The 13,896-nt window shown below is 68.4% G+C and carries 13 protein-coding genes; 10 read left to right on the top strand and 3 right to left on the bottom strand.

What is annotated here, in order from left to right:
* From ACIQ7Q_RS33830 to ACIQ7Q_RS33840, 3 genes are all read left to right on the top strand, one after another.
* The coding region (locus ACIQ7Q_RS33830) for a vitamin B12 dependent-methionine synthase activation domain-containing protein (protein WP_403870942.1) at window positions 1-642 on the top strand (642 nt) is incomplete at its 5' end.
* A gap of 109 nt (window positions 643-751) precedes the next feature.
* The gene (locus ACIQ7Q_RS33835; protein ID WP_403870945.1) at window positions 752-1,453 is read left to right on the top strand and encodes an HAD family hydrolase; all 702 of its coding nucleotides are present in this window, start codon (window positions 752-754) and stop codon (window positions 1,451-1,453) included.
* Window positions 1,454-1,956: 503 nt separating this feature from the next.
* Complete coding sequence (locus ACIQ7Q_RS33840; RefSeq protein WP_403870947.1) at window positions 1,957-3,555, top strand: ABC transporter substrate-binding protein; 1,599 nt, start codon at window positions 1,957-1,959, stop codon at window positions 3,553-3,555.
* An 89-nt stretch (window positions 3,556-3,644) separates the two neighbouring features.
* Here the strand turns inward: ACIQ7Q_RS33840 and ACIQ7Q_RS33845 are convergent, their stop codons facing one another.
* Both ACIQ7Q_RS33845 and ACIQ7Q_RS33850 read right to left on the bottom strand, forming a co-directional pair.
* On the bottom strand, window positions 3,645-4,316 hold the full coding sequence (locus ACIQ7Q_RS33845) for a response regulator transcription factor (protein WP_356638780.1): 672 nt from the start codon (window positions 4,314-4,316) through the stop codon (window positions 3,645-3,647).
* Between the two features lie 13 nt (window positions 4,317-4,329).
* Window positions 4,330-5,352: a RecB family exonuclease gene (locus tag ACIQ7Q_RS33850; RefSeq protein WP_403870952.1), complete on the bottom strand. Its 1,023-nt coding sequence runs from the start codon at window positions 5,350-5,352 to the stop codon at window positions 4,330-4,332.
* 124 nt (window positions 5,353-5,476) lie between these two features.
* On the opposite strand from ACIQ7Q_RS33850, the gene ACIQ7Q_RS33855 reads away from it, so the two are divergent.
* The 3 genes from ACIQ7Q_RS33855 to ACIQ7Q_RS33865 all read left to right on the top strand — a co-directional run bounded on the left by ACIQ7Q_RS33855 (window position 5,477) and on the right by ACIQ7Q_RS33865 (window position 8,416).
* Entirely contained in the window at window positions 5,477-6,709 is a 1,233-nt protein-coding gene (locus tag ACIQ7Q_RS33855; RefSeq protein WP_403870955.1) for a site-2 protease family protein, read from the top strand.
* Window positions 6,710-6,727: 18 nt separating this feature from the next.
* Window positions 6,728-7,615 carry a tRNA (adenine-N1)-methyltransferase gene (locus ACIQ7Q_RS33860; RefSeq protein ID WP_403870958.1) on the top strand — a complete coding sequence of 296 codons (888 nt, stop codon included), beginning with the start codon at window positions 6,728-6,730 and terminating at the stop codon, window positions 7,613-7,615.
* Window positions 7,616-7,834: 219 nt separating this feature from the next.
* Entirely contained in the window at window positions 7,835-8,416 is a 582-nt protein-coding gene (locus ACIQ7Q_RS33865) for a hypothetical protein (protein ID WP_403870961.1), read from the top strand.
* A gap of 4 nt (window positions 8,417-8,420) precedes the next feature.
* On the opposite strand, the gene ACIQ7Q_RS33870 is transcribed toward ACIQ7Q_RS33865, so the two are convergent.
* Window positions 8,421-8,732 (bottom strand): ferredoxin, encoded by a 312-nt coding sequence (locus ACIQ7Q_RS33870; RefSeq protein ID WP_403870964.1) that lies wholly within the window; start codon window positions 8,730-8,732, stop codon window positions 8,421-8,423.
* A gap of 264 nt (window positions 8,733-8,996) precedes the next feature.
* On the opposite strand from ACIQ7Q_RS33870, the gene arc reads away from it, so the two are divergent.
* The 4 genes from arc (at window position 8,997) to prcB (ending at window position 13,860) form a co-directional block, all read left to right on the top strand.
* Window positions 8,997-10,763: a proteasome ATPase gene (gene arc, locus ACIQ7Q_RS33875; protein ID WP_403870967.1), complete on the top strand. Its 1,767-nt coding sequence runs from the start codon at window positions 8,997-8,999 to the stop codon at window positions 10,761-10,763.
* A 258-nt stretch (window positions 10,764-11,021) separates the two neighbouring features.
* Window positions 11,022-12,533 (top strand): depupylase/deamidase Dop, encoded by a 1,512-nt coding sequence (dop, locus tag ACIQ7Q_RS33880; protein WP_403870970.1) that lies wholly within the window; start codon window positions 11,022-11,024, stop codon window positions 12,531-12,533.
* A gap of 120 nt (window positions 12,534-12,653) precedes the next feature.
* Entirely contained in the window at window positions 12,654-12,872 is a 219-nt protein-coding gene (locus ACIQ7Q_RS33885; protein WP_037777052.1) for a ubiquitin-like protein Pup, read from the top strand.
* Between the two features lie 142 nt (window positions 12,873-13,014).
* Window positions 13,015-13,860, top strand: a complete 846-nt coding sequence (gene prcB, locus ACIQ7Q_RS33890; protein WP_403870973.1) for a proteasome subunit beta — start codon at window positions 13,015-13,017, stop codon at window positions 13,858-13,860.
* The last annotated feature ends 36 nt before the right edge of the window (window positions 13,861-13,896 follow it).

Here is a 13,896-nt window from a genome sequence, read left to right on the forward strand (position 1 = left end):
GAGAGTGAGGGTCGCCCCCGGCTGCGCGGCCTGCTGGACCGCCTGCAGACCGACAACCTCCTCGAAGCGGCCGTCGTCCACGGCTACTTCCCCTGTGTTTCCAAGGGCGACGACCTGATCCTGCTGAACGAGGACGGCTCGGAGCGGACCCGCTTCACCTTCCCGCGTCAGCGCCGTGGCCGTCGCCTGTGCCTGGCGGACTTCTTCCGCCCCGAGGAGTCCGGCGAGACGGACGTCGTCGGCCTGCAGGTCGTCACCGTCGGCTCGAAGATCGGGGAGGAGACCGCCAAGCTCTTCGAGGCCAACGCCTACCGCGACTACCTGGAGCTGCACGGTCTCTCCGTCCAGCTCGCGGAGGCGCTCGCCGAGTACTGGCACGCCCGGGTGCGCGCCGAACTCGGCTTCGGCGGCGAGGACCCGGCCGACGTGGAGGACATGTTCGCGCTGAAGTACCGCGGCGCCAGGTTCTCGCTCGGCTACGGGGCGTGCCCGGATCTCGAGGACCGGGCCAAGATCGCGGAGCTGCTCCGGCCGGAACGCATCGGCGTCCAGCTGTCCGAGGAGTTCCAGCTCCACCCCGAGCAGTCCACCGACGCCATCGTCATCCACCACCCCGAGGCGAAGTATTTCAACGCGCGCTGATCGAGTGCGTCGTACACTGGTCGGTCCAGTGCAGGCCGGTCGCCTGTCCCTGCGGGAAAAGCCGCTGGGAGAGGTGGCCGGCCTTCTCGTCCCTGATGGAGGTGCGCCCATGACCAGCACGGTCCCCGCGTCGCTGACCCGTTCGGCCGAAGCGGCCGCCCTGCAGGCCGTATTTCTCGACATGGACGGCACCCTTGTCGACACGGAGGGCTTCTGGTGGGACGCGGAGGTTGAGGTCTTCGCCGACCTCGGCCACCGGTTGGACGAGGCATGGCGAGACGTCGTGGTGGGCGGCCCCATGACGCGCAGCGCGGGCTATCTCATCGAGGCCACCGGCGCCGACATCAGCCTCGCGGAGCTGACCGTGCTGCTCAACGACAAGTTCGAGGAACGCATCGGGCGGGGTGTGCCCATGATGCCCGGAGCCGCCCGGCTGCTGTCGGAGCTTGCCGCACACAACGTGCCCACAGCGCTGGTCTCCGCGTCGCACCGCCGCATCATCGACCGGATCCTCCACTCCTTGGGCCCCCAGCACTTCGCCCTCTCGGTCGCGGGTGACGAGGTACCCCGCACCAAGCCGCATCCGGACCCGTATCTCCTCGCCGCCCAGGGGCTGGGGGCGGAGCCCGCGAGATGCGCCGTCGTGGAGGACACGGCGACTGGTGTGGCGTCGGCGGAGGCGGCGGGCTGCCGAGTGGTGGCGGTCCCCTCCGTGAGCCCGATCCATCCTGCTGTCGGCCGAGTCGTCGTTCGGTCCCTCGAGGAAGTCGACGTCGTATTCCTGCGCACTCTCATCAGCTCGAAGCAGTGATACGTGTACGTCCGTGTTTCTCGAATGCAAAGGAAACTCACGGCATCCGGGCATGCTTTTTCCGTGACCGCCGGATCGATCGCCACGTGATCGCCAATATGTTCCCGGGGTGACCTTCGTCACTGTGTGTGTCGTCCCGGCGAGGGGTGACTTGCGTCCGATGCCCCGTTCGGGGGTGCCGGTCGCTTCCATGTGTCCGGATTGATGGGAGAGTTTACGAATCTTCCGTGGCATGGCCATCCACCCACAGGCATTGATGATCACTCAGTGTTTACGCATCAACTCGGGCCCCGTCACCCTTTCCTGGCGTTGCCGACTAATCTCGTCGCGAGACTTCGCCGCATCACCGTGGTGTTCCGCCGACCACCCAGCCGACGGAAACCCAGGACCGATCGCTCTGTATCCCGGCCCGATCGCGCCGCCCCGACCGGGCGGAGGCGGCGGAGTGTCTGACACGCATCGCTGCAACACAGTGCCGGTTGGGATGAGGGAGAACGTCCAGGATGAACCGTAAGACTTTGGTGCTGTCGGCCGTGGTCGGCCTGCTCGCGCCCGTGCTCGTCGCCTGCGGCAGTACGGACAGCGGGTCCGACGGCGGCGACGCCATAGTCGTGGGCACGACGGACCAGTTCGTCGCAGGCGCGGACGCCCCCGCACCCCTGGACCCGGCGTACGCCTACGACACCGGCGCCTGGAACGTCCTGCGGCAGACCCTCCAGACCCTGATGCACGCCCCGCGCGGCGGTGGCGAGCCTGTCCCGGACGCCGCCGAGTCCTGCATCTTCACGGACAACGCGAGCGAGAGCTACCGCTGCAAGCTGCGCAGCGGTCTCACGTTCGCCGACGGCACGCCCGTGACCGCCCAGGACGTCAAGTTCTCCGTCCAGCGCGTCCTGGACATCGACGCGGACAACGGCACGGCCGCCCTGCTCTCGAACATCGACACGATCGAGACCAAGGGCGAGGACGAGATCATCTTCCACCTGGCCACGCCCGACGCCACCTTCCCGTACAAGCTCTCGACGCCCGTCGCCGGCATCGTCAGCAAGGAGAAGTACGAGGGGAAGAAGCTGCGCGAGGGCTTCCAGGTCGACGGCTCGGGCCCGTACACCATGAAGACCGAGACCGAGGGCGACCACATCTCCCAGGTCGTCTTCAGCAAGAACCCGAACTACAAGGGCGATCTCAAGCTCCACAACGACAAGATCGTGCTGCGTACGTTCACCGACGCAGCCTCCATGGGCAACGCGCTCGAGGCGGGCGACATCGACCTGATGACCCGTGCCATGTCGCCGGAGCAGATCAGGAACCTGCTGGAGAACCCGAAGGAAGGCATCGAGCTCACCGAGATGCCGGGCCTTGAGATCCGCTACCTCGCCTTCAACACCACCGCCCCGGCGGTCAAGGACAAGGCCGTCCGCCAGGCCATCGCGTCGCTCGTCGACCGCGGACAGATCACTCAGGAGGTGTACGGCGCCACCGCCGAGCCCCTCTACTCGCTCATCCCGTCGAGCATCTCCGCGCACACGAACTCGTTCTTCAACAAGTACGGCGAGCCCAGCCGCGCGAACGCCGCGAGCCTCCTGAGCAACGCCGGCATCAACACGCCGGTCAAGCTCACGCTGCACTACACCACGGACCACTACGGCGAGGGCACGGCCAAGGAGTTCGAGGCGCTCCGCGACCAGCTCAACGCGAGCAAGCTGTTCGACGTCAAGATCGAGGGCGCCGAGTGGTCCAAGTTCCGTCCCGCCCAGAAACGCGGCGACTACGCCGTCTACGGGCTGGGCTGGTTCCCCGACTTCCCGGACCCGGACAACTACACCGCGCCGTTCCTCGACAAGGGGAACTTCCTCAACTCGCCCTACGTCAGTGACAAGGCCCTCGAACTGATCCCGCAGTCGCGCCGTGAGGCCGACCGCACCGCGGCGTCGCCGGCCTTCAAGCAAATCCAGGACATCGTCGCGAACGACGTGCCCGTCCTGCCGCTGTGGCAGGGCAAGCAGTACGTCGCGGCACGCGAGAACGTCAGCGGCGTCGAGTGGGCGCTCAACTCCAGCTCCGACCTCCAGTTGTGGGAGCTGTTCCGCGGAACCGCCTGATCCTCGCGGTCCACACGAACGACAGAAGGCCGGTGCCCGGCAGCTGCGCAAGCTGCCGGGCACCGGCCCATTTGCGTGGCCGAGGCCCGCTACTGGGCGCCGGGGCGCACCAAGCCGCTCTCGTAGGCGTACACCGCGGCCTGCACGCGGTCGCGCAGGCTCAGCTTCGTCAGCACATGGCCCACGTGCGTCTTGACCGTGGTCTCGCTGACGAAGAGATCCGCCGCGATCTCCGCGTTGGACAGACCGCGCGCGACCAGCTTGAGCACTTCCACCTCGCGGTCGGTCAGCGTGTTCAGCGTGTCGGGGAGCGGCTCCTCGCCGGACGGCAGATGGTCCGCGTACTTGTCGAGGAGTCTGCGCGTGATGCTCGGTGCGAGCATCGCCTCGCCGGCCGCCACCACCCGGATCGCCTGCACCAGTTCGTTCGCCGGAGCGTCCTTCAGAAGGAACCCGCTCGCGCCGGCACGCAGCGCCTCCACCACGTACTCGTCGAGGTCGAAGGTCGTCAGGACCAGGACCTTCGCCGGACCGTCACGGCCCGGGCCGGTGATCTGCCGGGTCGCCTCGACGCCGTCCATCCGGGGCATCCGGATGTCCATCAGCACCACGTCGGGCTGCAACGCCCGCACCTGGTCGAGTGCCTGAAGGCCGTCCCCGGCCTCGCCGACCACCGCGATGTCCTGCTCGGCCTCGAGGATCATCCGGAAACCGGTACGCAGCAGCGGCTGGTCGTCGACCAGTAGGACGCGGATAGCCACGGGTACTCCTTCTTTAGACCGGGCCCATTCTGCCCTGACCATCCTCTGCCGACGCGGGCGGGGAAACGCTCAGCGGATAAACCGGGGGAGTGCCGCCGAATTCAGGACACACCGACTGGTGGTCGCACCAGCCGCACAGCTTCGTCGGCCGGGGCCGCCAGTCACCCGTCTCGGTGGCGTGCCGGATCGCCTCCCAGAGCGCGAGCAGTTTGCGCTCCATGCGCTCCAGATCCGCCGGCACCGGGTCGTACGTCAATACGTCGCCGCTGCCCAGGTACACCAGCTGCAGTCTGCGCGGCACGACCTGCTTCAGGCGCCAGATCACCAGCGCGTAGAACTTCATCTGGAACAGCGCGCCCTCGCTGTACTCGGGGCGCGGGGCCTTGCCCGTCTTGTAATCGACGATCCGTACGTCACCGGTCGGCGCGATGTCCACCCGGTCGATCACTCCGCGCAGCCGCAGCCCCGACTCCAGCTCCGTCTCCACGAACATCTCCCGCTCGGCCGGCTCCAGCCGCGTCGGGTCCTCCAGCGTGAACCAGCGCTCGACCAGCTGCTCAGCCTCGCCCAGCCAGCGCGACAGCCGCTCGCCCCCCGAGTCCTCCGCGAACAGCTCGCCCAGCTCCGGCCTGGACTCCAGCAGGCGGCTCCACTGGCCGGGAATCATCGCCTTCGCCCGCGGCACCGTCCGCTCGGCCGCCGGATCGTCGAAGAGCCGCTCGAGCACGGCGTGCACCAGCGTCCCGCGTGTCGCCGCCTCGCTGGGCTTCTCGGGCAGCCTGTCGATCACCCGGAACCGGTACAGCAGCGGACACTGCATGAAGTCGCCGGCGCGCGAGGGCGACAGCGACGCGGGCCGCGCGCTCCGCGGCTCCGCCGCTCCGTCGCCGGCAGCCTGCCGCGCCCCGTTCGCGGCCACGGAGGCGTCGGCGGTCGCAGCCTCCGCCGCCTGGGCGGGCACAACGGCGGTCGCGGACACGGCGGGGGCGTCCTGCGCGGCGGAACCCGTCGGTTCGGGCTGCTGACTCGTACTCATGACTCAGACCCTACGGCCCGCCACTGACAGCGAGCGGCATACCATCGACGACAGACCCTCAGCACTGCATGATTTCGAGCGAGCGACGCATTCGCAACGAAGGGAACCCGTGAACGAGGACGACATGAGGGATGAGCGCGAACGCGCGCGGTCCGGGGTGGACAAAGCGGACTCCGGCAACGGCAGACCGCGGCGTCCCGCCGAACCCGGCGGCGGCCTCCTCATGGGCCGCCCCTTCGGTGTGCCCGTCTACGTCGCCCCCAGCTGGTTCGTCGTCGCGGCCCTGATCACCTGGGTCTTCGGCGGACAGCTCGACCGTGTGCTGCCCGAGCTCGGCGGCGCGCGTTACCTCGTCTCGCTGTTTTTCGCCGTCGCCTTCTACGCCTCCGTGCTCGTCCACGAACTGGCCCACACCGTCGTCGCGCTCCGCTTCAAACTCCCGGTCCGCCGCATCCAGCTCCAGTTCTTCGGAGGCGTCTCGGAGATCGAGAAGGAGACCGAGACCCCCGGACGCGAGTTCTGGCTCGCGTTCGTCGGACCGCTCTTCTCCCTCGCCCTTGCCGGCCTGTTCTACCTCGGCCTGTACGCCGTCGAGCCCGACACCGTACCCGGCGTCCTCATCTTCGGCCTGATGATCTCCAACCTGATCGTGGCGATCTTCAACCTGCTGCCCGGGCTTCCTCTAGACGGCGGCCGGATGCTGCGCGCCGTCGTCTGGAAGATGACCGGCAGGCCCATGGCGGGCACGGTCGCCGCCGCCTGGGTCGGCCGGGCGCTTGCCGTCGCCGTCCTCATCGGCCTCCCGCTGCTCACCCACACCGGCGCCCTCGGCAACTCCACCGAGGACATCGGCGGCGTGGAGACCGTCACCGACGCCCTGCTCGCGGCCATCCTCGCTGCCATCATCTGGACCGGAGCCGGCAACAGCCTGCGCATGGCCCGGCTGCGCGAGCACCTGCCGGAACTGGCCGCCAGGGTGCTGACCCGGCGTGCCGTGCCCGTCGAGGCCACCACCCCCCTCTCCGAGGCCCTGCGCCGCGCCAACGAGGCCGGAGCCCGCGCCCTCGTCGTCGTCGACGGCCGCGGGGAGCCGACCGCGCTGGTCCGCGAAGCGGCCATCGTCGGCGTCCCGCAGCACCGCCGGCCCTGGGTGGCCGTCAGCACCCTCGCGCAGGACCTCGAGGAAGGCATGAAGGTGCCCGCCGAACTGGCGGGCGAAACCCTCCTGGACGCGCTCCGGGCCACTCCGGCCACCGAGTACCTGGTGGTGGAGGAGACCGGTGAGATCTACGGCGTCCTGTCCGCCGCGGATGTCGAGCGGGCCTTCGTCGCAGCCATGGCACGGCCCGGTTCCTGAAGCCCATACACTGGTCGTATGTCCGAACCGACCGGTGCCGCCCGCCGTCGCGGGCCCTTCAAGGTCGGGGACCAGGTCCAGCTCACCGACCCCAAGGGACGCCACTACACGTTCACGCTCGAGGCCGGGAAGAACTTCCACACCCACAAGGGTTCCTTCCCGCACGACGAGCTGATCGGCGCTCCCGAGGGCAGTGTTGTCCGAACCACGGGAAACGTCGCCTACCTCGCGCTGCGCCCCCTGCTCCCCGACTACGTCCTGTCCATGCCCCGCGGCGCCGCCGTGGTCTACCCCAAGGACGCGGGGCAGATCCTGGCCTTCGCCGACATCTTCCCCGGCGCACGCGTCGTGGAGGCGGGGGTGGGCTCGGGTTCGCTCAGCAGCTTCCTCCTGCGCGCCATCGGCGACCACGGAATGCTGCACTCCTACGAGCGCCGCGCGGACTTCGCCGAGATCGCCCAGCAGAACGTGGAGCGCTACTTCGGCGGCCCCCACCCTGCCTGGCAGCTCACCGTCGGCGACCTCCAGGACAACCTGACCGACGCCGACGTCGACCGGGTCATCCTCGACATGCTGGCTCCCTGGGAGTGCCTCGAGGCCGTCTCCAAGGCGCTCGTCCCCGGCGGCATCCTGTGCTGCTACGTCGCCACGACCACCCAGCTCGCGCGGACGGTCGAGTCGATCCGCGAGATCGGTTGCTTCGCGGAGCCGCAGCCGTGGGAGTCGATGATCCGCAACTGGCACGTCGAGGGCCTCGCCGTGCGCCCCGACCACCGGATGATCGGCCACACCGGCTTCCTGGTCACCGCCCGCCGTCTCGCCGACGGCGTGGAGCCCCCCATGCGCCGCCGCCGGCCCGCGAAGGGTGCCTACGGCGAGGACTACGAGGGCCCCAACAAGGGCTGAGCCGCCCACGCGGCCGCCCGTACAACGCACCGACGCCGCCGCCGAGTTCCTGTGCCCCGCACGGAACTCGGCGGCGGCGTCTTCATGTTGACCTCCGAGGCCGGCACCGACCGGGTGTCTTTACCGGAGCCTTACGGACCCCGCTGTTCCGGTCGGGTGTGACGTATGGCACGATGCTGGCCACCCCCACCGGTACAGTCCCCTCAGGAGACCCCTCGCGTGCAGAACTCCGCCGCCGTCCCGGACCTCGCGCACACTCACGCCCGCCCGGTGCACTGGCTGGCCACGGCGGCGGCGATGGCCGCGGTCATGGCGGGTGCGGGAATGCTGCAACCAGAAGCGGCCACCGCCTCCCAGCCGGGCGGCGGCCAGAGGACCACGACGGCCGCGGCTCCGGCGCCCGCACCGGACCCCGCGACGGTGGAGTTGCCCATCGAGTGCGGCAGCCTCGGCAACGTGGTCACCAAGAAGGCCTCGGGCGACCTCGACGGCGACGGCGGCCCGGAGACCGTGGTGGCCGCCCGCTGCGACGCGGGATCCGGCACGCCGCCCAGCGGTCTCTACGTGCTGTCCGCGGGCCCCGACAGCGATGCCAGGGTGGTCGCCACCCTCGTGGACCCCGCGCTGAAGCAGAGCGTGGGCGCCCTCGCCGTACGGGACGGGGCGGTCGTCGCGACGCTGCTCGGCTACTCGTCGGCCGAAGTGCCCAGCTGCTGTCCCGACGAGCGGGAAGAGATCAAGTGGCAGTGGCAGGGCGGGAAGTTCGTCCGCAGCAGCCCCGCCGAAGCGCGCAGTATGTGATCCGTCACTCCGCGTCGGGGCCGTAGACCTCGACCCTGTCCGAAACCCGACGTACGTGGATGCAGTCGCCCGGGCACTCCTTGGCCGAATCCACCACGTCGTTGAGCAGCGGCAACGGGACGGGCGTCGTCGCCCCCGCGTCCTGCAGCAGTTCGTCGTCGGCCGACTTCACGTACGCCAGGCCGTCGATGTCCAGCTCGAAGACCTCGGGAGCGTACTGCGCGCAGATTCCGTCCCCTGTGCAGAGGTCCTGGTCGATCCAGACCTCGAGCGCGTCGGCGGCGCCTTCGGTGGGAACCTCGTGCTGCACGGTCATATCTCCTGCCGTTTCCTTCGTCGGGTGTAGCTCTGTGAAGCAAGTCGTGCCACCTCTGACGGGTGTTGAACGCTTCGACGATACAACCGCCCGCTTTCCGATGTTGCTGGGTGGGTATCCCGTGGGTATTCCCCTCGCAGAGGTAAGAGCGCAAGGGTGAAGATCGGACACACCCCTTCCGTCTTTGTGATCTAGGGGTTTCAATCACCACCCACACAGGTAGGGTCAGGAAGCGTCCAGCTCCCCTTGGAGGAGGTGAGGACCGTGGCAGCCCACGACGACGACATCAACCGCGGCATCCGGCCGGGGCGGGGGTCTGAAGACCCAGCCGGCCAGGTTGCCTATCTCGAGCAGGAAATCGCCGTCCTGCGCCGCAAGCTCGCCGACTCTCCGCGACACACGAGGATTCTCGAAGAGCGGATCGTCGAGCTGCAGACCAACCTGGCCGGCGTGTCCGCACAGAACGAGCGACTCGCCAACACACTCCGTGAGGCCCGCGACCAGATCGTGGCCCTCAAGGAGGAGGTCGACCGGCTCGCGCAGCCGCCGGCCGGCTTCGGTGTCTTCCTGCAGGCCAACGAGGACGGCACCTGCGACATCTTCACCGGGGGCCGCAAGCTCCGGGTGAACGTCAGCCCCAGCGTCGATCCGGAAGAGCTCCGGCGCGGCCAGGAAGTCATGCTCAACGAAGCGCTCAACGTGGTCGAGGCCATGGAGTTCGAGCGCGCCGGGGAGATCGTCACCCTCAAGGAGATCCTCGAGGACGGCGAGCGTGCCCTGGTGCTCGGTCACACAGACGAGGAGCGGGTGGTGCGGCTCGCGGAGCCGCTGCTGGCAGCGACCATCCGTCCCGGTGACGCCCTCCTGCTCGAGCCCCGCTCCGGGTACGTCTACGAGGTCATCCCGAAGAGCGAGGTCGAGGAGCTCGTCCTCGAAGAAGTCCCGGACGTCGACTACGACAAGATCGGTGGACTCGGCGGCCAGATCGAGATGATCCGTGACGCGGTCGAGCTGCCGTACCTCTACCCCGACCTCTTCAAGGAGCACGAACTGCGGCCACCGAAGGGCATCCTGCTCTACGGTCCGCCCGGATGCGGCAAGACGCTGATCGCCAAGGCGGTCGCCAACTCCCTTGCCAAGAAGGTCGCCGAGGTGACCGGCCAGCCCGCGGGGAAGAGCTACTTCCTCAACATCAAGGGCCCCGAGCTCCTCAACAAGTACGTCGGCGAGACCGAGCGGCACATCCGCCTGGTCTTCCAGCGTGCCCGTGAGAAGGCCAGTGAGGGCACCCCCGTCATCGTCTTCTTCGACGAGATGGAGTCCCTCTTCCGCACCCGTGGGTCCGGTGTGAGCTCGGACGTGGAGAACACCATCGTCCCGCAGCTCCTCGCCGAGATCGACGGTGTGGAGGGCCTGGAGAACGTGATCGTCATCGGCGCCTCCAACCGCGAGGACATGATCGACCCCGCGATCCTGCGGCCCGGCCGGCTCGACGTCAAGATCAAGATCGAGCGTCCGGACGCGGAGGCAGCCAAGGACATCTTCGCGAAGTACCTGACCGCCTCCCTCCCGCTGCACTCCGACGACCTCAGCGAGCACAGCGGGTCGAAGGCGGCCGCGGTCCTGGCGATGATCCAGTCGGTCGTGGAGCAGATGTACGCGGAGTCCGAGGAGAACCGCTTCCTCGAGGTCACGTACGCCAACGGCGACAAGGAAGTCCTGTACTTCAAGGACTTCAACTCCGGCGCGATGATCCAGAACATCGTCGACCGAGCGAAAAAGATGGCCATCAAGGCCTTCCTCGATCACAACCAGAAGGGCCTTCGGGTCTCCCACCTCCTCCAGGCATGCGTGGACGAGTTCAAGGAGAACGAGGACCTGCCCAACACCACCAACCCGGACGACTGGGCTCGCATCTCCGGCAAGAAGGGCGAGCGGATCGTCTTCATCCGCACGCTCGTCACCGGAAAGCAGGGCGCGGACACCGGCCGGTCCATCGACACGGTGGCGAACACCGGTCAATACCTGTAAAGGCACACCGGCTGCGGATGTCGGCCGTCCCCCCGCCCGTGCGAGGGGACAGGCATCCGCAGCCGGTTGCTTTCCGGACAGGTCCGACCAGGACGCAGCAATGACGAAATTGATCTCCCCAGCCACGCAGCGGCGTTCTAGGCTCTTTCGTACCGACGGGTCGCGCAGTGCGGGGCCGGGCACCGCAAGCGCACCGGAGCACCCGCGGTACTTGAGCGCCGTTCCCGGCGGGGAACGCCGCCGGGCAAGGAGGGCCGCATGACCGTACGGCGAGTAATGGGCATCGAGACGGAGTACGGGATCTCCGTCCCCGGCCACCCGAACGCCAATGCCATGCTCACCTCGTCCCAGATCGTCAACGCCTACGCGGCGGCGATGCACCGGGCGCGCCGCGCCCGCTGGGACTTCGAGGAGGAGAATCCGCTGCGGGACGCCCGCGGCTTCGACCTCGCTCGCGAGGCCGCCGACTCCAGCCAGCTCACCGACGAGGACATCGGCCTGGCCAATGTGATCCTCACCAACGGCGCACGTCTCTACGTCGACCACGCGCACCCCGAGTACAGCTCGCCCGAGGTGACCAATCCGCGGGACGCGGTCCTGTGGGACAAGGCCGGCGAGCGGATCATGGCCGAGGCCGCCGAGCGGGCGGCCCAGCTCCCGGGCGCGCAGCCGATCCACCTGTACAAGAACAACACCGACAACAAGGGCGCGTCCTACGGGACCCACGAGAACTACCTGATGAAGCGGGAGACCCCGTTCTCGGACATCGTGCGCCATCTGACGCCGTTCTTCGTGTCCCGGCAGGTCGTCACCGGCGCGGGGCGGGTCGGAATCGGCCAGGACGGCCACGAGCACGGGTTCCAGCTCAGCCAGCGGGCCGACTACTTCGAGGTCGAGGTCGGCCTCGAGACGACGCTCAAGCGCCCGATCATCAACACCCGCGACGAGCCCCACTCGGACGCCGAGAAGTACCGTCGCCTCCATGTGATCATCGGCGACGCGAACCTCTCCGAGATCTCGACGTACCTCAAGCTGGGTACCACCGCCCTGGTGCTGTCGATGATCGAGGACGGGTTCATCGCGGTCGACCTGGCCGTCGAGCAGCCCGTGCGCACCTTGCACGAGGTCTCGCACGACCCGGGCCTCAAGCGTCTCGTCACACTGCGCAGCGGCCGGACACTCACCGCCGTTCAACTGCAGATGGAGTACTTCGAGCTGGCGCGGAAGTATGTCGAGGAGCGTTTCGGAGCCGACGCAGACGAGCAGACCAAGGACGTCCTGATTCGCTGGGAGGACACGCTCAACCGGCTCGAGAACGACCCGATGAGCCTCTCCGGCGAACTGGACTGGGTCGCCAAGCGTGAGCTCATGGAGGGCTACCGCCGGCGCGACACCCTGGACTGGGACGCGCCCCGTCTGCACCTCGTGGACCTGCAGTACGCGGACGTGCGCCCCGACAAGGGCCTGTACAACCGCCTGGCGGCCCGCGGCAAGATGAAGCGGCTGCTGGACGAGACCGCGGTGGAACGGGCCGAGACCAAGCCTCCGGAGGACACCAGGGCGTACTTCCGCGGCCGCTGCCTCGAGCAGTACGCGGACGACGTGGCCGCGGCCTCCTGGGACTCGGTCATCTTTGATCTGCCCGGCCGTGACTCTCTGCAACGAGTTCCGACGCTGGAGCCCCTGCGGGGCACCCGCAACCACGTCAAGGAGCTGCTGGACCGCTGCCGCAATGCGGAAGACCTGGTCCGGGTGCTCTCCGGGGGCTGAAACGACCTCCGTCCGGGAATCATGGAGGTGAGCCCCGGACGTATCTGGAAAGTCGGGGCCGATGTCGGACCCCCCGAGTAGGGTCTGATCAAGAACGTCGAACCGAGCGGGGTGAGGTGTATGGCGACCAAGGACACCGGCGGCGGACAGCAGAAGGCGACGCGTTCCACCGAGGAGGTCGAGGAGCAGGCGCAGGAAGCGCAGGCTGCGGAGGACCTCAAGGAGCGTCAGGAAAAGCTCTCGGACGACGTCGACTCCGTACTGGACGAGATCGACGACGTCCTCGAGGAGAACGCCGAGGACTTCGTGCGCTCGTTCGTGCAAAAGGGCGGAGAGTAGCCCTGGTTGTCCTCCCGGTGCCGTCGGCGAAAGCCGGGGGCACCGGGGCGGATGACCGGTGACGGCGCGGGTAAGGTCCGTGCACAGAAAGATCGGTCCGCGTTGCGAAGAGGCGGGCCGCCGCCTACCCGGAAGGAAACGCGTGGAAGCCAACCCTCGTAGCACCGGGCGTCTGCCGGCAGCCTTCCTGACGCCCGGCTCGTCCTCGTTCATGGACTTCCTCGGCGAGCACTCGCCGGACCTGCTGCCGGGCAAGCGGGTCCTGCCGCCTCTGCAGGGGGCCATCGAGGCGCCGCACGGGACGACCATTGTGGCCACGACGTTCCCCGGTGGCGTGGTGCTCGCCGGCGACCGGCGGGCCACGATGGGGAACATGATCGCCCAGCGCGACATCGAGAAGGTCTTTCCGGCCGACGAGTACTCGGCGGTGGGCATCGCGGGCACCGCCGGTCTCGCGGTGGAGATGGTCAAGCTGTTCCAGCTGGAGCTGGAGCACTTCGAGAAGGTCGAGGGCGCCCAGCTCTCCCTCGAGGGCAAGGCCAACCGCCTGTCCACGATGATCCGCAGCAACCTCGGCATGGCCATGCAGGGCCTCGCCGTCGTCCCGCTCTTCGCCGGATACGACCTCGACCGCGAGAAGGGCCGCATCTTCTCGTACGACGTGACGGGCGGTCGTTCCGAGGAGCTCGGCTATGCGGCGACCGGCTCGGGTTCGATCTTCGCGCGCGGGGCGATGAAGAAGCTCTACCACGAGGACCTGACCGAGCAGCAGGCCACCACGCTGGTGATCCAGGCGCTGTACGACGCGGCGGACGACGACTCGGCGACGGGCGGTCCGGACGTGGCCCGGCGGATCTATCCGATCGTCACCGTGATCACGGACGAGGGCTTCCGCCGGCTCACCGAGGCCGAGACCTCCGAGATCGCGCGAGCGATCCTCGAGGGCCGCCTCAGCCGGCCCGACGGCCCGCGCGCCGCGCTGCTGTGACGCCCCGATGTACTCGCCTCTGACAGAAAGGGACGG

This window comes from Streptomyces sp. NPDC096176, from assembly GCF_044763255.1.
Lineage (GTDB): Bacteria > Actinomycetota > Actinomycetes > Streptomycetales > Streptomycetaceae > Streptomyces.

What these genes read in the sequence shown, in the direction of transcription:
- ACIQ7Q_RS33840 (WP_403870947.1), top strand. Translation starts at nt 1,957, where the DNA reads ATGAACCGTAAGACTTTGGTGCTGTCGGCCGTGGTCGGCCTGCTCGCG.
- ACIQ7Q_RS33870 (WP_403870964.1), bottom strand. Translation starts at nt 8,732, where the DNA reads ATGACCGTGCAGCACGAGGTTCCCACCGAAGGCGCCGCCGACGCGCTC.
- ACIQ7Q_RS33860 (WP_403870958.1), top strand. Translation starts at nt 6,728, where the DNA reads ATGTCCGAACCGACCGGTGCCGCCCGCCGTCGCGGGCCCTTCAAGGTC.
- dop (WP_403870970.1), top strand. Translation starts at nt 11,022, where the DNA reads ATGACCGTACGGCGAGTAATGGGCATCGAGACGGAGTACGGGATCTCC.
- ACIQ7Q_RS33850 (WP_403870952.1), bottom strand. Translation starts at nt 5,352, where the DNA reads ATGAGTACGAGTCAGCAGCCCGAACCGACGGGTTCCGCCGCGCAGGAC.
- ACIQ7Q_RS33885 (WP_037777052.1), top strand. Translation starts at nt 12,654, where the DNA reads ATGGCGACCAAGGACACCGGCGGCGGACAGCAGAAGGCGACGCGTTCC.
- ACIQ7Q_RS33835 (WP_403870945.1), top strand. Translation starts at nt 752, where the DNA reads ATGACCAGCACGGTCCCCGCGTCGCTGACCCGTTCGGCCGAAGCGGCC.
- ACIQ7Q_RS33855 (WP_403870955.1), top strand. Translation starts at nt 5,477, where the DNA reads ATGAGGGATGAGCGCGAACGCGCGCGGTCCGGGGTGGACAAAGCGGAC.